Annotated in this window: 20 protein-coding genes; 18 read left to right on the forward strand and 2 right to left on the reverse strand. The window is 60.8% G+C overall.

What is annotated here, in order from left to right; genetic code table 11:
* The first annotated feature begins 125 nt into the window (after nucleotides 1-125).
* The 5 genes from CTR2_RS16965 (at nucleotide 126) to adk (ending at nucleotide 4,791) form a co-directional block, all read left to right on the forward strand.
* Nucleotides 126-1,535 carry a GntP family permease gene (locus CTR2_RS16965; RefSeq protein ID WP_087084535.1) on the forward strand — a complete coding sequence of 470 codons (1,410 nt, stop codon included), beginning with the start codon at nucleotides 126-128 and terminating at the stop codon, nucleotides 1,533-1,535.
* A 95-nt stretch (nucleotides 1,536-1,630) separates the two neighbouring features.
* Entirely contained in the window at nucleotides 1,631-2,674 is a 1,044-nt protein-coding gene (lpxK, locus tag CTR2_RS16970) for a tetraacyldisaccharide 4'-kinase (RefSeq protein WP_087082446.1), read from the forward strand.
* Nucleotides 2,675-2,772: 98 nt separating this feature from the next.
* Nucleotides 2,773-2,964: a Trm112 family protein gene (locus CTR2_RS16975; protein ID WP_003054006.1), complete on the forward strand. Its 192-nt coding sequence runs from the start codon at nucleotides 2,773-2,775 to the stop codon at nucleotides 2,962-2,964.
* A gap of 3 nt (nucleotides 2,965-2,967) precedes the next feature.
* Entirely contained in the window at nucleotides 2,968-3,744 is a 777-nt protein-coding gene (gene kdsB, locus CTR2_RS16980; RefSeq protein WP_087082443.1) for a 3-deoxy-manno-octulosonate cytidylyltransferase, read from the forward strand.
* Nucleotides 3,745-4,134: 390 nt separating this feature from the next.
* Nucleotides 4,135-4,791, forward strand: a complete 657-nt coding sequence (adk, locus tag CTR2_RS16985) for an adenylate kinase (protein WP_003062884.1) — start codon at nucleotides 4,135-4,137, stop codon at nucleotides 4,789-4,791.
* Nucleotides 4,792-5,049: 258 nt separating this feature from the next.
* Here adk and CTR2_RS16990 read toward each other — a convergent pair whose 3' ends face one another.
* Nucleotides 5,050-6,033: an asparaginase gene (locus CTR2_RS16990; protein ID WP_087082441.1), complete on the reverse strand. Its 984-nt coding sequence runs from the start codon at nucleotides 6,031-6,033 to the stop codon at nucleotides 5,050-5,052.
* A gap of 82 nt (nucleotides 6,034-6,115) precedes the next feature.
* Between CTR2_RS16990 and lexA the strand changes: the two genes are divergently transcribed.
* The 4 genes from lexA (at nucleotide 6,116) to CTR2_RS17010 (ending at nucleotide 8,647) form a co-directional block, all read left to right on the forward strand.
* Nucleotides 6,116-6,787, forward strand: a complete 672-nt coding sequence (lexA, locus tag CTR2_RS16995; RefSeq protein WP_003075740.1) for a transcriptional repressor LexA — start codon at nucleotides 6,116-6,118, stop codon at nucleotides 6,785-6,787.
* A 168-nt stretch (nucleotides 6,788-6,955) separates the two neighbouring features.
* The gene (locus CTR2_RS17000; RefSeq protein WP_087082439.1) at nucleotides 6,956-7,378 is read left to right on the forward strand and encodes a hypothetical protein; all 423 of its coding nucleotides are present in this window, start codon (nucleotides 6,956-6,958) and stop codon (nucleotides 7,376-7,378) included.
* A gap of 419 nt (nucleotides 7,379-7,797) precedes the next feature.
* The gene (locus CTR2_RS17005; RefSeq protein ID WP_087082437.1) at nucleotides 7,798-8,043 is read left to right on the forward strand and encodes a hypothetical protein; all 246 of its coding nucleotides are present in this window, start codon (nucleotides 7,798-7,800) and stop codon (nucleotides 8,041-8,043) included.
* Nucleotides 8,044-8,185: 142 nt separating this feature from the next.
* Nucleotides 8,186-8,647 carry a universal stress protein gene (locus CTR2_RS17010; protein ID WP_087082435.1) on the forward strand — a complete coding sequence of 154 codons (462 nt, stop codon included), beginning with the start codon at nucleotides 8,186-8,188 and terminating at the stop codon, nucleotides 8,645-8,647.
* A gap of 306 nt (nucleotides 8,648-8,953) precedes the next feature.
* Here CTR2_RS17010 and CTR2_RS17015 read toward each other — a convergent pair whose 3' ends face one another.
* On the reverse strand, nucleotides 8,954-9,280 hold the full coding sequence (locus tag CTR2_RS17015) for a hypothetical protein (protein ID WP_003075735.1): 327 nt from the start codon (nucleotides 9,278-9,280) through the stop codon (nucleotides 8,954-8,956).
* A gap of 250 nt (nucleotides 9,281-9,530) precedes the next feature.
* On the opposite strand from CTR2_RS17015, the gene CTR2_RS17020 reads away from it, so the two are divergent.
* The 9 genes from CTR2_RS17020 (at nucleotide 9,531) to CTR2_RS17060 (ending at nucleotide 16,412) form a co-directional block, all read left to right on the forward strand.
* A complete protein-coding gene (locus tag CTR2_RS17020; RefSeq protein ID WP_140401001.1) occupies nucleotides 9,531-10,034 on the forward strand; it encodes a hypothetical protein in 504 nt (167 codons plus the stop codon).
* 18 nt (nucleotides 10,035-10,052) lie between these two features.
* Nucleotides 10,053-10,361: a hypothetical protein gene (locus CTR2_RS17025; RefSeq protein WP_003053988.1), complete on the forward strand. Its 309-nt coding sequence runs from the start codon at nucleotides 10,053-10,055 to the stop codon at nucleotides 10,359-10,361.
* Between the two features lie 95 nt (nucleotides 10,362-10,456).
* The gene (locus CTR2_RS17030) at nucleotides 10,457-10,861 is read left to right on the forward strand and encodes a hypothetical protein (RefSeq protein WP_003062872.1); all 405 of its coding nucleotides are present in this window, start codon (nucleotides 10,457-10,459) and stop codon (nucleotides 10,859-10,861) included.
* A gap of 84 nt (nucleotides 10,862-10,945) precedes the next feature.
* Nucleotides 10,946-11,587 carry an FABP family protein gene (locus CTR2_RS17035; RefSeq protein ID WP_087082433.1) on the forward strand — a complete coding sequence of 214 codons (642 nt, stop codon included), beginning with the start codon at nucleotides 10,946-10,948 and terminating at the stop codon, nucleotides 11,585-11,587.
* 8 nt (nucleotides 11,588-11,595) lie between these two features.
* On the forward strand, nucleotides 11,596-11,802 hold the full coding sequence (locus tag CTR2_RS17040; RefSeq protein WP_409021398.1) for a Rha family transcriptional regulator: 207 nt from the start codon (nucleotides 11,596-11,598) through the stop codon (nucleotides 11,800-11,802).
* Nucleotides 11,803-12,299: 497 nt separating this feature from the next.
* Nucleotides 12,300-12,746, forward strand: coding sequence for a universal stress protein (locus tag CTR2_RS17045; protein ID WP_087082431.1), 447 nt, complete (start codon nucleotides 12,300-12,302; stop codon nucleotides 12,744-12,746).
* Between the two features lie 196 nt (nucleotides 12,747-12,942).
* Nucleotides 12,943-14,421, forward strand: a complete 1,479-nt coding sequence (locus CTR2_RS17050) for a metal-dependent hydrolase family protein (protein WP_087082429.1) — start codon at nucleotides 12,943-12,945, stop codon at nucleotides 14,419-14,421.
* A gap of 9 nt (nucleotides 14,422-14,430) precedes the next feature.
* The gene (locus CTR2_RS17055) at nucleotides 14,431-15,192 is read left to right on the forward strand and encodes a YfaZ family outer membrane protein (RefSeq protein WP_087082428.1); all 762 of its coding nucleotides are present in this window, start codon (nucleotides 14,431-14,433) and stop codon (nucleotides 15,190-15,192) included.
* Between the two features lie 359 nt (nucleotides 15,193-15,551).
* A complete protein-coding gene (locus CTR2_RS17060; RefSeq protein ID WP_087082426.1) occupies nucleotides 15,552-16,412 on the forward strand; it encodes a hypothetical protein in 861 nt (286 codons plus the stop codon).
* Nucleotides 16,413-16,902: the final 490 nt, after the last annotated feature.

Here is a 16,902-nt window from a genome sequence, read left to right on the forward strand (position 1 = left end):
AGCAGAGCAGGCCGGGCTGGACGGCAGAATCAAGCCTCCTTTGGCTGGCTGCTGCCGGCCCGCCACAGGCTGCGCTGCTTTGGACTTGAACGCCGTGACTGAACGGTTTGCTTAGGGAGGTGCATGTGATCAGCATTTTGGGGATCGTTCTTTCACTCGGTCTGCTCATCACCTTGGCCTATCGCGGCGTCAGCGTGCTGCTGCTGGCGCCACTGACAGCCCTGCTGGCCGTGGCCTTCGGTGCACCGGAGCTGATGCTGGCCAGCTACACCCAGATCTTCATGGTCAGCCTTGGCGGCTTTGTCATCGCCTACTTTCCGCTGTTCTTGCTGGGCGCGGTCTTCGGCAAGCTGATGGAGGCCTCTGGGGCTGCTCACATCATTGCCCAGGGCATTGCGGCAGCACTGGGCGAGCGGCGCGCCATACTCGCCGTGGTGCTGGCCTGTGCCGTTCTCACCTACGGCGGAGTTTCCTTGTTTGTCGTGGCCTTTGCGGTGTATCCCATCGCCCAAGCGCTTTTTAGGCGCGCCGACATCCCGCGCCGTCTCATGCCGGCCACGATTGCGCTGGGAGCCTTTACCTTCACCATGACGGCACTGCCCGGCACGCCGGCCATCCAGAATGCGATTCCCATGCCCTATTTCGGAACCACGCCATTTGCAGCGCCGGGGCTGGGCCTGATCGCCGCAGCCGTAATGCTGATGCTCGGCCTGTGGTGGCTGCACTGGCGCAGCGCGCAGGCGCGCTCCAGGGGCGAAGGCTTTACCGCCGAGGATGAAGCCCAGCAGCCGGCGAACGAACTTGCTCCGGCAGCAGAGGCCGCCCCCAGTCGTCTGGAGCTGAGCAAGGCCTTGCTGCCTGTTGCCGTGGTGATCGCTCTGAACTATCTTTTATCGGTGCATGTACTTCCAGGTCTGGACACGCGCTATCTGGCCGAAGCCCGTTTCGGCGCCACCAGCATCGAGGCGCTGCGCGGCATCTGGGCCGTGATTGCGGCCCTGACCGCGGCAATCTGCCTGCTGGTCGCCTTATGGTGGAGCCGCCTGCCACAGCTCAAGCAACTGCTCGACGAAGGCGCCAGCGCCTCGGCCCTGCCGCTGCTGAACACGGCCTCCCAGGTCGGTTATGGTGCGGTCATCGCCTCGCTGGCAGGCTTCACGCTGATACGCGATGCGGTGCTCAACATCTACCCGGACAACCCGCTGATCTCGATGTCGATTGCCATCAATATTCTGGCCGGCATCACCGGTTCGGCCTCGGGTGGCATGAGCATTGCCCTGCAGACCCTGGGCAGCACCTGGCTGCAGATGGGCGAGGCCGCCGGCCTGTCGCCCCAGTTGCTGCACCGCGTCACGGCCGTGGCCACGGGCGGGCTGGACACCTTGCCGCACAACGGCGCCGTCATCACCCTGCTGGGCATCTGCCGGCTCACGCATCGCCAGTCCTATCTGGACATTGCCATGGTGGCCATCGTCCCAGCCGTCGCAGCCCTTGCCGTCATCGTGGCGCTGGGCAGCCTGTTTGGCAGCTTCTGACCTCAGGCTTCCGGGATCAGCGTTCGGGTATTTGTGCATCACGCAGGCCGGTTGGCTGCGGGAACTCCGGCCGCGCCCGTATGATCCGAACCCCTATGCCTCAAAACACCGTCCAAGCATCCACCTCACAACATGGCTTGCGCGCCCTCTGGCGCCGGCGTGGCGCGGGTGCCTGGCTGCTGTGGCCGCTATCGCTGCTCTATCGCATGCTGCAGGCCTGGAACGCCAGGCGCATGCGCGGCCGCCAGCAAAGCACGGGGTTGCCCGTCATCGTTGTCGGCAATGTGATTGCGGGCGGCGCGGGCAAGACCCCTGTGACCCAGGCCGTGGTGGCCCACCTCAAGGCCAGGGGCTGGCGGCCGGCCATCATCTCGCGCGGCTATGGCCGCAGGATCGAGAACGGGCAGGATTGCCGCGAGGCCCTGCCGGACAGCCCCGCCAGCGAGGTCGGCGACGAGCCCGCCCTGCTGGCGCGCAGCACCGGCGTGCCGGTCTTTGTCGCCTCCAGGCGCATGGAGGCGGCGCAGGCGCTGCGCCAGCGCCACCCGCAGGTCGATGTGATCGTGAGCGACGACGGCCTGCAACATCTGGCCCTGGCACGCGATGTGGAGCTGTGCGTCTTCAATGATGAAGGAGTCGGAAACGGCTTTCTGCTGCCCGCAGGCCCGCTGCGCGAGCCCTGGCCCCGCCCGGTGACGGCCATACTGCATGCCGGCCAACCGCCCAGGCCGCTGGGAAGTTCCCCGGCTTTCGCGCTGCAGCGCAGCCTGGCCGACACCGCCTCTAACGGCCATGGCCAGAGCATCCCACTGCGCAGCCTGGCCGACCAGAGCCCTGAGGCCGTGGCCGCCGTGGCACGCCCCGAGTCCTTTTTTGCCATGCTGGCCGCCCAGGGCATCACTCCGGCAGCAACCCAGGCCCTGCCTGATCACTATGATTTCGAGAGCTTCTCGCGCAAGCTGGAAAACGACAAACCCTTGATTTGCACCGAAAAAGATGCCGTCAAGCTCTGGCGCAGCCATCCTGAAGCCTGGGCCGTGCCCCTCAAGCTGCAGCTGCCGCAGGCCTTCTGGGAGCTGCTGGATGCGCAGCTGACCAAGGCCAACGCCAATATTCGCCGCGATGACAAGCCAGCCTGACTATCATTGAGCCTATGGATCGGCCCCCGGCTGATCATCTCTTTTTGCTGCGCCAGCCCCCCTGCTGGCGCCCTCATCCCGTTTTGCAGGAATATTCCATGGACGCCAAACTTCTCGAACTGCTGGTCTGCCCCGTCACCAAGGGCCCGCTGCGCTTTGACCGCGAGCATCAGGAGCTGATCAGCCACAGCGCGCGTCTGGCCTACCCCGTGCGCGACGGCATCCCGGTACTGCTGGAAAACGAAGCCCGCACCCTGTCCGACGATGAGCTGGAAGAAGAAAAGCAATAAGCCATGAGCTATACGGTACTGATCCCGGCCCGCCTGTCCTCGACCCGTCTGCCCGGCAAGCCGCTGGCCGATATTGCCGGCCTGCCCATGGTGGTGCGCGTGGCCCAACGCGCGGCTCTGGCCGGTGCAGCCCGCTGCGTGGTGGCGGCCGACGACGAAAGCATTGTGGCGGCCTGCGCCGAGCATGGCATCCAGGCCATCCTGACGCGCAAGGATCATCCCAGCGGTAGCGACCGTCTGGCCGAAGCCTGTGCGCAGCTGGGCCTGTCCGGCGACGATGTGGTCGTCAATGTGCAGGGCGACGAGCCGCTGATCGACCCCAGGCTCATCGAGGCCGTGGCGCAACTGCTGCTGGCCCGCCCCGAAGCCAGCATGGGCACAGCCGCCCATCCTATTGATAGCCTGACGGACTACCGCAACCCGAATGTGGTGAAGGTGGTCTGTGACGCCAAAGGTCTGGCCAGCTATTTCAGCCGCGCGCCCATCCCTTTCTCGCGCGACCACGGTGATGAAGCCTGGTGGCAGACAGCGGCCCCCAAGGCCGGTCACCCAGGTTTCACACCGCTGCGCCATATTGGCATCTACAGCTACAAGGCCGGTTTTCTGCGCGAGTTCCCGCAACTCGCGCCCGCCCCCACCGAAGCCATGGAGCAGCTGGAGCAGCTGCGCGCCCTCTGGCACGGCCACCGCATTGCCGTGCATATCACGCCCGATGCACCGGGTGCCGGCGTCGACACGCCCGAAGACCTAGAGCGCGTGCGCGCTGTTTTTGCTGGTTGAAAAAAAGACCTGCGCACTTTGGCGACACCGGTGCGCAGGCCGTCTTCATCCAGGGCTGCTCACGCATCAAGCCAGCAGCTGCCCAGTCCGCGCACGCCGTCCCAAAGGGCCCTGAGCCAGTCCAGGAAAGCGCTGATCGCTATACTTTCCGCATAGTCCGAATAGCATATGTAACGACTTCGGCACCTGGATTACAACTACAGCAATCGCGTTTGCAGCGGATACATGCCTTCAATTGGCCGCACTTGTGACAGCCTTGACTGAATTGTGTAAGCCTGTGTTGGTCTTGTGCGTGCTATCCTTGCCCGCGAAAAAATACGGCCCGGGGACTACGGACGACCACCCGTCTGCCTAGGCCAGCAAGAATTTCTACTCTCCTCAAGGATTTCCATGAAACTGATTTTGTTGGGTGCACCCGGCGCCGGCAAAGGCACTCAGGCGGCCTTTATTTGCCAAAAGTACGGTATCCCTCAAATCTCCACGGGCGACATGCTGCGCGCGGCCGTCAAGGCTGGCACCCCTCTGGGTCTGCAAGCCAAGGCCGTGATGGACGCCGGCCAGCTGGTCAGCGACGATCTGATCATCAACCTGGTCAAGGAGCGCATTGCTCAGCCCGACTGCGCCAAGGGTTTCCTGTTTGACGGCTTCCCCCGCACCATCCCCCAGGCCGATGCCATGAAGGCCGCCGGCGTGAAGCTGGACTATGTGCTGGAAATCGATGTGCCCTTCGACGCCATCATCGAACGCATGAGCGGCCGCCGCAGCCACCCCGCCTCGGGCCGGACCTACCACGTCAAGTTCAACCCTCCCAAGGTGGAAGGCAAGGACGATGTGACCGGTGAAGACCTGGTGCAGCGCGAAGACGACAAAGAAGAAACCGTCAAGAAGCGCCTGGACGTCTACAGCAGCCAGACCCGTCCTCTGGTGGACTACTACAGCAACTGGGCCAAGGCCGATGCAGCAGCGGCCCCCAAGTACCGCGCTATCAGCGGCACAGGTAGCGTGGAAGAAATCACCGAGCGCGCTCTGGCCGCTCTGGCTTCCTGATCACTCGCTCACGGAGCCTTGCCGACTTTTCGCGGTCAGGCATCTCTGTGCAAAAAAGGCCGGTGTCTTCACCGGCCTTTTTTATCAAAGCTCAAGGCCTTCCGACCGGCCTCCGTCCGATGCGGGAAAGCTGCACCGAGGATGGCGTTGCAGTCATCAACATTCATAGCTTTCTGCGCCTACATTCATTGAATTTCAGACAGAAATGCAGTCAATACCCCGCATCAACACCGGCCAGCAGCTCTCAGAATAAGAGCATCAACCCAATGCACAAGGCCAGCCCATCAGCTCCAGCATCAGGCTGATTCTGGCCTTGGCCGCCGGCAGTCTGCTCACACGGCTATCCCGCGCTCCATCAGCTTCCACCACCGGCCCCTCCTCGCACCGGGTCGTGATGCGCAAAGCCATGCCCTGCGCCTGCGCCCAGTCCAAGGCTGGCACCAATGCCTGATGGACCGTGCCATTGCCCGTGCCCACCACCACCACGGCACGCACGCCTGCCGCATGCCAGGCCTGCATCACCGCCAGCGCCACGGCACTGTTGCAGCCCGCATGGCTGTGCAGCAGCTCCACCTGGGGCCATTGACCTGCGGGCGCTAAAGCGATTGCAGGCGAGCCAGCCGCAGCGGCTCTTGGCAGCCCGCCCGTTGCCCAGCGCAGACGCCCTTCCTCCACCCAGCCCTGCGGGCCGGCGCCACTGCCATCGAAGGCATCCACGCGGTAAGGATGCACCTTGCGCACCTGGCGTGCGCTGAACACCCTGCCCGCCATCACCGCCAGCACGCCTCGACCGGCGGCCTGTGCATCGGCCGCACAGGCCACGGCATCGCGCAGATTGCCGGGGCCGTCGGCCGAGATGGCCGTGGCCGGGCGCATGGCACAGGTCAGCACCACGGGCTTTGCCGGACGCAGAACGCATTGCAGAAACCAGGCGGTTTCCTCCAGGGTGTCGGTGCCGTGGGTGATCACGATGCCGCTCACATCATCACGCGCGAGCAGCTCGGCACAGCGCAGCGCGAGCGCATGCCATGTCGCATGATCCATATCCTTGCTGTCCAGTTGCGCCAGTTGTTCCGCCTGAAGCGACGCAGCGGCAACGCACTCCAGGTCCGGCACGGCCTGCAGCAGTTGAGCCACGCCCAGCTGGGCCGCGCGGTAGCCCACGCTGGTGCTGGCCTGCTCGGCGACACCGGCAATCGTGCCACCCGTGCCCAGGATGAGGATATTTTTGTCACGTTCCACTTGCAGTCCTCTTCAAACTGATTAAAAATACAGGTACTGGATGAACACACAGTATTCATCATCGATCGATCAAGGAATGCCCATGGACCACCCCAAGCTCACTCCCCGCCAGCAGCAGATTCTGGACCTCATCCAGTCCACCATCGCTCGCACGGGTGCGCCTCCTACCCGGGCCGAGATTGCCAGCACCTTTGGCTTCAAGTCGGCCAATGCTGCAGAAGAGCATTTGCAGGCACTCGCCCGCAAGGGCGTCATAGATCTGGTCAGCGGCACATCGCGCGGCATTCGCCTGCGCGCCGATACCGTGCGCAACATCAATGCGGCACGCGGTGCCAGCTTTGCGCTGCCGCTCACGGCCCTGGCCCCGCTGGTGCTTCCCCTGGTCGGCCGCGTCGCTGCTGGCTCGCCTATTCTGGCCCAGGAACATATCGATCAGAGCTATTCGGTCGAGCCCAGCCTGTTTGCCGCCAAGCCCGATTACCTGCTCAAGGTCCGCGGCATGTCCATGCGTGACGCGGGAATCATGGACGGCGATCTGCTGGCAGTACAGGCCACGCATGAAGCGCGCAACGGCCAGATTGTGGTGGCCCGCCTCGGCGACGACGTGACCGTCAAGCGCTTCAAGCGCACGCCTCAAGGCATCGAGCTGCTGCCCGAGAACCCCGACTACAAGATCATTCACGTCGATCCTGAAGAGCCATTCGCCATCGAAGGCCTGGCCGTAGGCCTTATCCGCAACAGCATGTTCATGTAAACGGCAGACGGCGTCCCTCCGCCTATGCAGCGGAGGCACCGAGCCTCTTTCCCTCTCAAGCCCAGGTGGTAGGCGCGAAGCCGTTGAGCTTCGCCCTGGGCGGAGCTTTGTCGGAAGAATGCAATCCTGCCCTTATCCATGCCGCAAGGTCATCAAAGGAGTTGCCAAATGGGATTCGCCACATCACTGCAGGCGTTGACACGCCTGACCCTTAAAAGCCTGCCTGCCACGCTGTCGCTCAACCCGAACTTCAGCTCCGATGATGCAAGCGACACCGCTGCAAAACCTGCATCCTTCACTACCAATCGTCCAAAGGCGAAGCAGATCAGCATTCCTGTCATGCGCGCCAACCGCGGCCGCAGTCGCCTGGGCAGCAATACGCTTTGTCCTCAAACCTTTGCAGCGACACCAGAGCTGCAATCGCCAATAACCGACGAGTCTAGGCAAGCAGCTTCTCCACGACTTCTCAAAATCGTGCAGCGAGAACCACGCAAGCAGCCCGAATGCCTGCTGATCTGCGGACGCATGGCCGATGTCTGTGCCGCGCTGGAGCGTATGGCACTCCATGAGCAAACAGCCCCGCAAGTCTGAAAGCACAGTGAGGTTTGACTGCCTGCACCCATGCAACCTCGAGCCCGACCCGCGATAGGCCTGCAGGCGATGCAACAAAGCTTCCCTATGCATCCAACAGGAAGCCATCTCAACGCTCTTTACCCATCGGCTGGCAGATATGGCGCCAGACAACTCTGCCAGCAGTGCATAGGCCAAAAACTCGATATCGCCAGAGCAGGCCCTCTGTGTTTACGCCGAACGATCTGGATCGCCATGTAAATTATTTGCCGATGCTCTGCCTGCGCCTGTACGCCGGAACGCATTTCGCACAAGCCTCGCAGCCTTCCAAACTCCTTGTCAGGCGCGAATATGCGTCAGAACGGATACCCGGATCAGGGTATTGCGGCACCTCTTCGACAGTGGAAACATTCATATACACATGTCAACGAGGGCGTCTTATGAGTGCCTACCGCAAGCTCTTGCAGCACATACAGGCCAAAGACGCCAATGGAGACCTGCGCCTGATTCTGGTCTATCAGAGTTTTGATGAGGTCGACATGCCGCATGGCGTCTCCATACGCCCGTCTACCATTTACTTTGAAACTGCCGATCATCAGGAGGTCAACTGGCTCAATCCGCAGCAGTTCGAGATAGAGGCCACTGGCGAAATCCTCAATCGCGTTCCTCCTTCGCCCGAGGAATGAGACAACTCGACGCGATCGGCCCCGTTACAGAGTCTTACCTCCTGTCTACAACTCTGCTGCATCAAGAACTAGGCATTGCGCGGCTCGAAATATTGGAATAAATTGATTCTCAGGCACATCTTCCGGCATCAGGAGGCTGAACATGTTCAAGCACCTGCTCATTCCCACCGATGGCACCAAACTGTCAGAGGCTGCCGTGCGTGCTGGCGTTCTGCTCGCGCGTGAACAAGGCGCCAAGGTGACCGGCCTTTATGTCATGCCCGACTACCGAGCCATCATCTACGGCGCAGACGCACTGCTGACTTACAACAGCACAGAGTTCGAGCGAAGTGCCAACAGCGATGCAGATGCGGCTTTGCAGTTCGTTGACCAGATTGCCAAGCCTGAAGGCGTACCCTGCAACTTTGTGCGAGTCACCCACGCCTCTGTTTACCAAGCCATTGTTCAGCAGGCACAGGAATTGCAATGCGACCTGATTTGCATGGCTTCACACGGTCGCAAAGGTATCGGTGGAATTTTGCTGGGCAGCGAAACCCAGCGCGTTCTGACGCACAGCCATGTCCCGGTGCTGGTACACCGGCCCGCCTCCACCGGCAAACATTAAGGAGCCAGAAATATCGAATAGCAGTCCTGCATGTCGCACGCTTGCCTCGATACAAGATGGGCTCAAGCGACTTGCAAGTCATGGCTGCAAAATGCAGGCCAGCCAGTCAGGAGTTGCTGGCCGCACCCGATGGGGCAACCTGTCAACCGTTCAAACGCGTCAGCAACAGTGCAAGAGCGATAAACGGCGATTGAGGCCAAAGTAACGCCTCTGCCAACTATTCAAATGCATTGACTGTGTGAGCTGCAGAACCGGATCGAGAGGACCCCAAAACTTGCCCGCCTTGCGCGGGCATTTTTTTGGCTGCTAGGCACATCGCTCCGATACTTCTCCCAATCGCTCGCGATGCCCTGGCAAGGTGAACAGAATCTGGAGATTCTGCGAGTCCATTTGCTGCACCACGATGGAGCCGTCTTCGTGCAGATAGATCCGCACAGTGTGTGCATCATCCAGATCCCAGTGCGCAACACTCGTATTCACCCCCCGCCAGCCATGCTCCTCGCACAGCCGACGCCGGCGCAAGGCCTTCAAAAATTCCTGCGAAGCACCGAGCTCTGCATTGGTTTGCACCCAGCTGTCGATCACCAGCTCATAAGCCATCTGCTGCGTATGGCAAGGCTTGGCCAGCTTCATATGCCTGATCCAGGCATCTAGACGGGAGGCAAAAGTGTATTGCAGGTGGTGGGACATGGGCTTTTTTTTGAATTCAGTAGGGCATCGGGCTAGATCGCCACTTGCGCATCAAAATCAGAATTTTCCTACGCCCAATTTACCGAAAAGTGCAGCAGAAACAAAATCTACATCACCAATAGGTTCAGGGTTTAACACTGCTTGATGACTGGCCTGAGAGACAGCTGGCAAAGCGAGACTGGCCAGAGCCACGGTGAACCCTGAGCCTGCACGGTGGCATGTATCAAGGATTGGACAAGCTGGCTTTTGGACGCTTGCCAGCTGCTCAGCCACCGCATTGCCAAGTCTTTCGGGAGTACCTACCGATGACTTGCTTGTTGGAATTCAGGCAAGGCGATTCAGCCCTTCTTTCGATGACTCAGGCCTAGAGCATCGTCATTCTGAAATTCAATGTGCCCCTCTAAAAATTGTCATCATCAGGCAATCTTTACGCTCAAACCCATGCCAGCTCAAGATAGATTTCATTAAAAAAATCTATCTTTTCACTCAGTTACTTAGCACGGCTACTTCATCAAGAAAAGATGACAGCGGCACCGGCAAAGCACCTCCTCAGAGCTTCAAAGAAGCTCACACATCAGATCTGCTCTATCCATTAGCGCGATCTGTAAGTGCCTACATACTTCCTTACATCCTCTTGATACAACATCAGTCAAATGCAATGAAATGTCAGCTCGCAGGTCCTGCGGCAAGTCGCTGAGCAACAGGGAGTGTTGTCATGAGAAAAGTTAATCCTGCCGCCAAGAACGCGAACCGCGCTTTTGTCCGGCTGCACACGTATGTGACCAAGCAATTCGACTGGGATCTCTTCACCAAGGACTACCGGGTAGTCCTGCACACAGACGAGGATGGAGGCGTCACGCTCTACATCGTCAAGGTCTTCGACAAGGATGGACAGCCTGCCGCACTAGGGCCAAAGATCCCTAACCAGATTACGTTCTCTTACCGTCAGGCTCCCATCATGTCGGTATGGACAGAGTTCTTTAACGACGGCAAATTCAGTTGGCGCAATGTCTCCTGCCGCTAGGGCGCGGCGGTGGAGGATGGTGGATTGGCTGTCGGCATAGACACCCGTCGCTGCGCCAGGAGCGCCATCCTGTCCAACACATTCAGGAGAGTTGCATGACCCGCTTCCAACCGATGCTTGCAACTGCTGCCCTGCTCAGTCTCATGACGCTACATCTCAGCAGCAGCTCCATGGCACAGGCCGCCTTTACAACTCCGGGCGGCTACACCAACTCCTACAGCGGCCAGATCACGGGCAACGGCATCGTGCAATACGGGCTCGAAACGCGTCCCTTCCAGCGCATGACCGTCACGCTCAACACCAACAACCCGTCCAGCCAGATGAACGTCTTCAAGGACGGCTCTGCCCAGCCTCTATGCCAAGGCTCGGCCAACAACAACATCTGCACCTTCCGCATCGAGCGTGGTGCCAGCTATCGCGTGCTGATCTTCCTCACGCGTGAAGCCGCCCAGCGCGGCGAAAGTGCACGCTTTACGCTCACCACCGAAGAAAGCACCTGACAGCTTGACTGCTGTCAAGAACCCCTCAGTCCATGGCTTGTAAACTGGCTTCAACAGATTCAAAGTGAAAGCCCGTTACACGATATGGAAAACTTTCCCAAAGACATCTACACCGAGCCCACGCCCGATGTGAATACCCTGGCCAACCTCGGCCCCCTCACCGGCATGGCCGGCATCTGGACTGGCAAGCGCGGCCTGGATATCAATCCCAAGGCTGACGGGCCTGAAAAGCAGGCCTTTATCGAGCACATGGAATGCCAGCCCATCGATGCGCAAACCAACGGGCCACAGCTCTTCTATGGCCTGCGCTACCACACACGCATCGTCAAGCCCGACGATGTGGAAACCTTTCACGACCAGGTCGGCTACTGGTTGTGGGAGCCTGCCACCGGCAACATCATCCAGACCCTGACCATCCCGCGCGGACAGACCGCCATGGCCACGGGCAAGACCACGGCCGACGCCACCAGCTTCACTCTCAGGGCCGAGCGCGACTCCACCGTCAACGGCATCTCTAGCAACCCGTTTCTGGAGCACGCCTTCAGAACCGACGCCTATACCATCACCGTCACCAAGCACTCGGACGGCACCTGGTCGTACGAGCAGGAAACTACGTTGACCATCCCCGGCCAGAGCGAGCCTTTTGCCCATACCGACCGCAACACCTTGCACAAGATTGGCGAGCCCACGCCCAACCCCACGGCAAGGGCCGCAGTTGAAATCTGATTAGCACCATCACGGGACTCCACGTCCCGGCCGAATTCGCGGGCTCCACAGGTCGCACACTCCCCGATTACCGCATCGCCCGCGATGGCCTTGCGCTGCTGGCCACGGGCCTTACGGGCAAGAAGGCGCTTGCCTTCAAACTGGCCTGTATGGATGCCTTTCATCGCATGGAGGCCATGCGCACCAGACGGCCGACACCCGGTGCATGGGGCTAGCCTTCAATCTGCTCACAAAGGCTGCTGCCTAGACGCACCGCACTGCGTTCATGACCTTGATACAGGGCGATGCCGACAAATGAGCGCGCAGCAGCCATCTGCCGAACCTGAATTACGCCGCCCCTACTCATGCACAGCCGATTGCAGCCGACCTGATGCCAGCCTCCTTCGAGAGCCTGCCGTGGCGCATTGCCGACGGTGAGATCATCGGTGCGGCCGATACCCGACTGGCCAAACTGGCAACGGCCTGCTCCCTGTGACTGACGCAACGTTCCCAGAACTCGGATCGTCTGCTTTTGATAGCTTCTAACGCTTTATGGATAAGGGCTTGAGGTGGCTTCTACCTGCAACCTCATGAATTTGATTCCCATCAAGAAACCGTCTGAATACTCATTTCAAGGTGTTGCATTAGCAGCCCTGGAGTGTGAGGATGAGCTTAGTGATAGATCGAATTGATTTGGCAACAAGACGCGCACCCATGCGCAAGGAGGCTGGATATGTTCAAGCACATTTTGATTCCTACGGACGGCTCGAAACTTTCTGAGGCCGCGCTGCGCGCAGGCATACAACTGGCAAAGGAACAAGGCGCACAGGTGACCGCGCTGTATGTGATGCCGGATTACGCAGCCATGATTTACGGAGCAGAGGCGCTGATCGCCTACAACTCCGCCGAGCTCGACAAGAGCGCCCAGAAGGAAGCAGATCAGGTATTGCACGCTGCCCTGGACATTGCCAGGACCGAGGGCGTGGCCTGCCAGACGGTGCGGGTAACGAATATCTCCATCAATCAGGCCATCATCAAGCAGGCGAAGGAGGGTAACTGCGACCTGATCTGCATGGCATCACACGGCCGCAAGGGCATTGCGGGCATTTTGCTAGGCAGCGAAACCCAGCGCGTACTGGTCAACAGCAGCATTCCGGTTCTGGTGCACCGCCCGGTTTAGGTCTGATCGACTGCAGCGCTGCCACTTCCCGGCCGCTCTCATAATGCAAGCAACGCCCCATCGCCCTCGTGCGGTGGGGCGCTTTTTCATGGGCCGATCGTCGTGTAGCATCGCCGCATCAAATTGTGAACTGTTGGTTCCATTTGTCACGTCGGCAGCGGCGTCTCTTGTTCATTTTGAAAAAAGGGAAAAGCAGATGAGTCACGCAATCGCAACCGATGCCGGCCTGGCGTGGCAGACCGGCCCGATTCGCCCGAGATCCTGCACCTGCGGCAGCGTGGTGTGCCAGTTGCTGCATGAGCGGGTGATGAGCGATATGTCGCGCCGCATGTTTGTGGGCGGAGTGGCGGCCATGATGGCGCCATTTGTGGCCCTGCATGCTGCCGAGACAGGCGTGGGCGGAGCGGCCAGACCGGCCGGCCGCCCCGTGTTGCTGACCAATCTGCGCCTGTTTGACGGTACGGGCAAGTCGGTGCGCCAGGGCGTGCAGGTGCTGATCCAGGGCAAGCTGATTGCCGCCCTGCCCTCTGCCGGCGAGAAGGTGGACGGTGCGCAAGTGATCGACTGCCAGGGCAAGCTGGTGATGCCGGGCATGATCGATACGCACTGGCACACCATGCTGGCGGCCGTGCCGCAAATGACGGCCATGACGGCAGATCTGGGCTATCTGTACATCTCCGCCGCACAAGAGGCGCAGCGCACGCTGATGCGCGGCTTTACCGCGGTGCGCGACGCGGGCGGCCCCGCCTTTGCACTCAAGCGCGCGATCGACGAGGGCATGATCCCCGGCCCTCGCATCTATCCCAGCGGGGCGATGATTTCTCAGACCTCGGGGCATGGCGACTTCCGCCTGCGCAGCGATATTCCGCGTGCAGCGAACGAGCCGCTGAGCATGGTGGAGCAAACCGGCGTGGCCATGATTGCGGACGGCGAGGCAGAGGTTCTGCGCCGCGTACGCGAACAGCTGATGCTGGGGGCATCGCAAATCAAGATGCTGGCGGGAGGCGGCGTGGCATCGCTGTACGACCCGCTGGACAGCACCCAGTTCACCGAGAAGGAGCTGCGCGCCGGCGTGGAAGCCGCCGCTGACTGGAACACCTATGTGATGTCGCATGTTTACACGCCCAAAGGCATCAAGCGTGCCATCAAGGCGGGCGTGAAGAGCATCGAACACGGCCAGTTGGCCGACGAAGAAAGCGTGCGCATGATGCGCGACGAGGGCGTGTGGTGGAGCCTGCAACCGTTTTTGCAGGACGAGGACGCCAACCCCTACACCGATGCTGTGCGCCGCGAGAGCCAGTCACGCGTGGCCCAGGGCACGGTGCGCGCCTATGAGATGGCGCAGAAGTACGGTATCAAGACAGGCTGGGGCACGGACATTCTGTTCAGCCCCAAGGGCACTGTCACACAAGGCAAGCAACTGGCCAAGCTGACGCGCTTTTACGACCCGATGACGTTGCTGAAGCAGGCCACGGGCAGCAACGGCGAACTGCTGGCCCTGTCGGGCGAGCGCACCCCCTATCCCCAACCGCTGGGCCGCATCGCCCCTGGCGCATTTGCCGATCTTCTGGTGGCCGACGGCGACCCGACAGTGAATCTGGACTTCCTGAGCAACCCGGAACAGAACCTGCACCTGATCATGAAGGATGGCAAGGTGTACAAGAACACGCTGTAAGGGAGACAAATGACCCAGCACATCAACACCACTCCGGGCATGGCTGCGGCGGCGCTGACCGCGAGCCTGCTGGCAGTCACGCCGGCCTGGGCTCAGGACAAAGCGGCGGCCGATGCATGGCGCTATCAGCTCACGCCCTATGTATGGATGACGGGGCTGGACGGCAGCGTCCGCCCGTTCAGGGGAGCGCCCACGGTGAGTGTGAACAAATCGTTCTCGGACATTCTGGAGAATCTGGACGCTGCAGCCTTTGTGAACGGCACGGCGCGCAAGGGAAGCCATGTGCTGCAGGGCGACTTCAGCTACGCAGCCACATCGGACCAGGCCGCCCTGCCCCTGGGCCTGAGCGCAAATGCCAGGATTCGTCAGACCTCGCTGACGATGACCGGCGGGCACAACTGGATGCTGAGCCCCCAATCAAGCTTCGACCTGATGGCGGGCCTGCGCCTGTGGCAGATCAAGGCCGAAGTGAATGTGCCGGGGGTGGCTGCCGCGCAGTCCAACACCTCGTTCGTCGACCCCGTGGTCGCCGCACGCTGGCGCTACGACATTGCGCCGCGCTGGTCCAGCTTGGTGTATGCCGATATGGGCGGCCTGGATGTGGGCTCGAAGTTCACCTGGCAGGTTCATGCCTCGGTGAACTACCAGGTCAAAGAAAACATTTTTGTGTCCGTAGGCTACCGCCACCTGAGCGTGGACTACCGCGACAACGGCAAGCGACTGGACTTCAGCCAGAGCGGTCCGATCGTCGGAGCGACGTTCAGGTTTTGATCACCACCTGCGAATAGCCAACACCCAGCCCGTCAGACCTGCGGCTGCAACGCCGCGTGCAGCAATGGCATAGGCGATGGCAATCGCTGCGGGCGAACCAGGCTGCGCCAGGCCCTCCATAGCAATGGATTACCTGGTGCGCGATCTCGCTCGGTTTCAGCGCATGAAGCCTCCTCAACCACCGAGGAGTCAGAGCCTGGAAACGCGCTCGACACACCGCCGCCGGACAAACCAGGGAGCGTGCGTACTCATTGCTGCTGCCTGCCTTTCCTTGCTCCATCAGCCGCCCGCGCCGGGCGACAATGTCAAAGCAGCACGAACTGACCAAAACAAGAAATCCGACAGGCCACAAGGCATCAATGAACCGCACCGAATTCCTGCAACAGCCCGAAGTCATTGGCTTTACCGACTGGCTTGCAGCCACACTCCCCCTGCGACAGATTCAGTTGAACATTCGCTCTTCCAGCTACGTACCCACGGGCTTGAAAGCCACCACCCGTTTTGCCGATCTGGTACCTCATCACTACCGCTGGCGGGCGACTGGCCTGGCAACGGGCGACTGGGCCGAGTCGTGCATCAAGACAAGCGCTCTTTCTGCCAAGCTGCGCGCTGCCGTGCAGGCCAACGATGCGACAGCCACCCTGGCCGCCTGTAGCGATGTGCTGGACTGGGGCGGCGAGCGAAACCCCAAGGAAGGCGCGCGGCCCTTTCTTGTGAGCCTTGGCACGAACATCAGCCACTACATCGCCCAGACCCACCAGGAAATGGCGCTTGGCTCAGCCAGCCTGCGCACCGGCTTTCCGACAGTGCGGCTCATGAACTCCATGCTCACCAAGGTGCACGCCTTTTATTCAGCCGAAGGCTTGCCCATCTATGACTCACGGGTCAGCGCCGCAGCGGCCGCACTGGTGGAGTTCTGGCGCCGCAGCAGCGGAAGGCCCCACCTGCCCGATACACTGAGCTTCCCGCTGGCCGGCGGCAGCCAGAAGCCCCAGCACAAACTGGCTTGCCTATTTGACCAGCCACCGACGCCCGGCACCCTGCTCTACACCAGCCAAAGCACGCCCCAGCGCTGGGCAGGCGCCAAGGTGCGGCTGGCCTGGGTAATGGCCGAGACCCTGCGCAAGACCCCCAGCCTGTTTCCAGGCCAACCCGATCGCATGCGCGCCATGGAAGCTTCACTCTTCATGGTGGGCTACGACCTGAACTGCCTGGCCTGAACAAAACAGCCCCTGCCAACCAGTAGTTGCAGGGACTTTTCTCCGCATCCAGACATTTAGGTCAAATAGGCGTCCAGCGCTTATCCATCAAACGCCGGAAGCTATCAAAACGGCTAGCTCTGGAAAAAGCCAATGGGCCTTTCGAGTGCGGACAAGGGCAGCACGGCAGGACTGGCGGAATCACGGCAACTCCCTTCACCAGGGCATAGAGCCTGCCGGTAGACCCGCCTTAGGGTACGGCGGTCGGAGCGAATTGCATCGGGGAGGCAGCGACCGCAATCCTGAATGAGCCCAGAACCCACCACATCCTGCTGCGCGTCCGGATGAATACTGTGAGGAATATCGAGAGTTCCGCCTCAAACGTAAACCAAATGCTACGTAATGGCCGTGAACTCACAAAATTCAGCGTTGCGCCACGTTCTCCTACAGAAGGGTTTTCCATGACTCGGCGACCATGCCCACACAGCAAGCCAGCCCGGTTTGCTGATCA

The organism is Comamonas thiooxydans (assembly GCF_002157685.2).
Taxonomy (GTDB): Bacteria; Pseudomonadota; Gammaproteobacteria; order Burkholderiales; family Burkholderiaceae_C; genus Comamonas; species Comamonas testosteroni_H.